At 32.7% G+C, this 3614-nt stretch carries 4 protein-coding genes; all 4 read left to right on the top strand.

Annotated features, from left to right (window positions below):
* Positions 1-832 precede the first annotated feature (832 nt).
* The 4 genes from G8761_RS26505 to G8761_RS26520 all read left to right on the top strand — a co-directional run bounded on the left by G8761_RS26505 (position 833) and on the right by G8761_RS26520 (position 3403).
* Positions 833-1012: a hypothetical protein gene (locus G8761_RS26505; protein WP_166030926.1), complete on the top strand. Its 180-nt coding sequence runs from the start codon at positions 833-835 to the stop codon at positions 1010-1012.
* Positions 1013-1338: 326 nt separating this feature from the next.
* Positions 1339-1611 (top strand): hypothetical protein, encoded by a 273-nt coding sequence (locus G8761_RS26510; RefSeq protein ID WP_166030927.1) that lies wholly within the window; start codon positions 1339-1341, stop codon positions 1609-1611.
* 178 nt (positions 1612-1789) lie between these two features.
* Positions 1790-2158: a hypothetical protein gene (locus G8761_RS26515; RefSeq protein ID WP_166030928.1), complete on the top strand. Its 369-nt coding sequence runs from the start codon at positions 1790-1792 to the stop codon at positions 2156-2158.
* Between the two features lie 747 nt (positions 2159-2905).
* The gene (locus G8761_RS26520) at positions 2906-3403 is read left to right on the top strand and encodes a P-loop nucleotide/nucleoside kinase family protein (protein ID WP_098532397.1); all 498 of its coding nucleotides are present in this window, start codon (positions 2906-2908) and stop codon (positions 3401-3403) included.
* The last annotated feature ends 211 nt before the right edge of the window (positions 3404-3614 follow it).

Below are 3614 nucleotides of genomic sequence, written 5' to 3' on the forward strand. Positions count from 1 at the left end.
CGTAATAATAAAACCATATAAAAAATGGTCAACCAGAAATATCTGGCTGACCTTATAATACGAAAGGGGCAGGTTAGTTTAAGAATGGATGTTTGGATAGAATTTGCTAATAGTGCTGATCTACCCTTAAAATATATACAAAATTTAACCTGAAGAGGAAAGATAATGCCTAGCCTACTTGAAACTTACAATCGTCTTTAGAGCAAACCAAGGAACGCTAAATTTTCTCAAAGACCAGGAGCTGAAGCATTAAACATTATTTATCGTGGAATGAATTGTAGCCCAGACCTTTATTATAGGCCTCTGGAGTCTATGCCAATAGAAGTTGAACAATTGTAGATGAGAATTAAGGAATTAAATAGAAATTGGTGATGGGTTTTGATCCGGCTTCAGTTGGCCGGGTTTTTTTGTTATTCGACTACGTGGCAGGTTTCCACAAGGGGGGAATGCTACGGTTAGTATAGAATCATTTTCCTAACTGGATTCCAGAACAGGAGAGATCCTTTTTTTTTGTCCTTTTCTCAAAGTTGAAAGGCAAATACCCAAATTTGAATCCATTTATAGAAAGGAGGGGAGGTTGAATATCCAATATATTCACCGGAATGCGGTAAAGCGAATGAATTTCACGAAGAGGTCATCCTAGATAAATAAAATGTAGTTAGGCATATAGAGATGATTCCTTCCAAGAACCGCTGACATATTAGAAACAATGAGGGGGTGGGTTAACAATAACCTTTTATAAAATCTGTTTAGATTTTCTTTTGTGTGGAATATAACTACTAATAAATCAACCACCATTTATTCACAACAGGGCCGAAAGGAGAAAATTCATATGAATAAATCTACTATGATCCCAGGAGCGAATAATATAGATTGTCTGTTAGATGATTATAATGAAGCTAAAAAACTTTATGAACAAACTAAAGAAGAAAAATATAAGCATAGAATGGTTCAATTGATTGATTATATGAAAGCTGCTACCACGCCAATTTCTTTGGTAACAGGAACGTAAGTACCTAGGAGAATTTTTAACTGAAAGGGCAAGTAAATTTAGTATTTTAGTAAGATGAAAAAAGCCACTAATGAAGTGGACTTTATCTTTTTCTTTTTGAACTAACGGGTTGCAAGAATTATAAAGCAACATTGATGGTGAATTGCTTCTTCATTAGAAAAAATCCAAGGGCGGATTTTTTGTTATCTGATTCCGAACAGTTCAACAGATTGTGATGTAATGTACTTAAATTTTAGAGTCCGTTGATCCAGGAGGATTAACGGTCTTTTTTGTTGAATTCCTTAATGAACAAACGGGCAGTTTAGTTTAAGAAGGTTAATTGATAATTGGATAAATATGTTATTATAGAGGTAATAGGAGGGGGATATACACTGAAATTTTTTATAAACTTTTTACCTTTGATTTTGGTGATTTTAGGGGTTCTAAATTATATGTATCTTGCTAAAGGTATTGTTTCAACTGTTGTAATCTTATCCCTTGGTGTTATAATTGCTACTTTTAATCTGATTAAAAAGAAATACACAATTGCTTTTTTAAGTATTGCGATTGTAATAGGGCTGGTAGGTTTATTTTCATATCTTGTTAATTCAGGTATATAAAATTTATTTAAAAAATAATAAGGGGCTTTACTTGAAGTAAAGTCTTTTTTGTTGTTCCACTAACGGGGCAGGATGGTTTTTAATAAACACTGGAAATATTTGTACAAAAAAACAACTCCTATGTTACAATTAGTGTAAATTTACACATCTAAATTTTATAACATTGGAGGGGTTAACTTTGAAAAGGTTAGGGAGTGGTATCCTAACAGTTATTTTATACTGTTTTCCATTTGTATATTTTTCTATGTACCAAGACTTTGTAAACCGTTCAATGTTTGGCTATTTGATAATGATTGTAGCAACTTCTCTTCTTGCATTCTTTGTGAAATATTTTTGCAATTCCATTCCCTTAATTATTGGCAATATTTTATCTACAATTATTTCATTTTACTTTATCGATAGGATGGAAGATTCGAAGGGGATAGGCTGGGATGGTGGTTATTTTAAGCCTTTTTCACCTTCTCAACTATTAGTTGTTGTAAGTTTCTTGAATTTTATTCCTCAGTACATAGCAATGACCTTAGCGAATAAAGTTCGTAAATGTTAAAGAATAATTATGAAAGAAAAAATACCCTGGGTTAATTACGTTCCTTTAATAGTTTGTGAATTGATACACTTAAACTATCGGGTGCTTTACTATAAAAAAGATCTATTGCTTAATAGGCAATAGATCAAAAGGTATAGGGTTGAAAGGGGATTTCAACCTTTGTGCGTAACACATCCCTTTTACCCACCGTAATAAAAAATTATCTATATTAGTTAGAAATTAACGAAAAGTTTACAAATACCTTAGATAAAAAGCACAATGAATCTTAGGGATTTTATTGTTCAACAAACGGGGCAAGATTTTAAGAACGGAGCTGTCATAGAAACAGCTTTTTCAAGTTGAAAAGGTTGTCTTAAGCAGTTATATAGGTTATAGAATCTTTTTAACAAAGGAAAATATTGTGTTAGGTTTGGTGGCAGCCCTTATAGTAGGAGTATTGGTTCCTATTTTATTTCATTTCAGTGAGCTTTTTTTATGTTCGTTATTAGGAGTATTTTGCTATTTCCTTTTTGTAACCTTATATAAGAAAGATATTTTTTAAATTAAAATTGTATTGAGACTGTCTTAAAGACAGCTTTTCTTATTGCACTAAAGGGCAGGTTTGTTAAAGAAGGAATATAAATGAAATTGGTAGAATAAGTAAATTTGATATAAATCTTAACGTCTAAATATTAATAAAAGGAGAATGTCTATGGGAACTAACGAAGTAAAAAGTTTAAACTAAAATAAGCGCGGGGGTTAAAAAATATGAAACAATTGGGGACGCTATACTTTTTCTGTGGAAAAATGGGAGCTGGAAAATCAACTAAATCAAAACAATTGGCGATAGATAAACATGCGGTACTGTTGTCTGAGGATGAATGGCTTTCATCTCTTTACCCCAATCAGATTGCATCATTTGAAGACTATCTAAAATTCTCAGCGCAGCTCAAGCCGTTGGTCAAAAAGCATGTCCAAAACATATTAAGTGTCGGTACAGATGTAGTGATGGATTTTCCAGCTAACACTCAAAAACTGCGAAAGTGGTTTTTGGATATGGCGTCAGAGGTCAATGCAAGCCATCAACTAATTTTCCTTAATCTAAATAACGAGCAATGCTTACGTCAAATTGCACAAAGGCGTAACGAACAACCCGAAAGAGCAGCTTTTGACACGGAAGCGGTGTTTATTCATGTTACTAAATTTTTTGAAGCACCAGAGGCATCCGAGGGTTTAAATATTTTAGAGTTTAGCGGAAAAGAATAACAAGGAGTTCAATGATTCGTGTGTATAGAGTACCTTTTGTTCTGGGAGGTGCTCTATATGATATAAAATGAAATGTGAGTAAGAAAAGTTTCAATGTATATATGTTAAAATCGATGTAACTTTGTGAAGTGGTACACTTAAACTACCATGAAAATTAACTTCTATTAAAAGGAAAAAAGGCAATACTAAAATAAGACGCAGCTCATTCGTT

Origin of the sequence: Neobacillus terrae (assembly GCF_011393025.1) — a bacterium.
GTDB classification, from domain to species: Bacteria; Bacillota; Bacilli; order Bacillales; family Cytobacillaceae; genus Neobacillus_A; species Neobacillus_A terrae.

What these genes read in the sequence shown, in the direction of transcription:
- G8761_RS26520 (WP_098532397.1), top strand. Translation starts at nt 2,906, where the DNA reads ATGAAACAATTGGGGACGCTATACTTTTTCTGTGGAAAAATGGGAGCT.
- G8761_RS26505 (WP_166030926.1), top strand. Translation starts at nt 833, where the DNA reads ATGAATAAATCTACTATGATCCCAGGAGCGAATAATATAGATTGTCTG.